General features: G+C 46.8%; 1 pseudogene. It reads right to left on the bottom strand.

The features are described 5' to 3' along the window. Positions 1-489, bottom strand: a pseudogene (locus CIK04_RS35980) (reverse transcriptase domain-containing protein); the annotation flags it as partial.

Consider the following 489-nt stretch of genomic DNA (forward strand, 5'->3'; position numbering starts at 1 on the left):
CTGCACTTTTCTCACGATTTACCGTGAGCTTTAGCTTCTGTTCCAAGAACTCCGTTATCGACTCTTTGACTCGATGCGCGGCTTCCTCACTACGAACGTAGATTTGGCAGTCATCTGCATATCGACAGAACTTATGCCCTCTCCGCTCTAACTCTTTGTCCAGTTCATCTAATACGATATTGGAAAGTAACGGAGATAATGGACCACCCTGCGGTGTTCCTCGTTGTCTTCGCTCTACTAACCATCTCGCATTAAGCCTGCCTGTAGATATGCCCTGATTAGCTTTAATACTCGTTTATCACTAATGTCCTTAGATAATCTGTGCATCACCCTATCATGGTTCACCGTGTCGAAGTATTTGGCTAGATCGATATCCACTACATAACCCCGCCCTTCTCTGATATAGCGGCTTGCTGCCGCAAGCGCATGATGCGCACTACGGTTTGGCCTGAACCCATAACTGCTGTTGGAGAACTTCGGCTCATAGAT

This window comes from Vibrio sp. 03_296 (assembly GCF_002265885.1).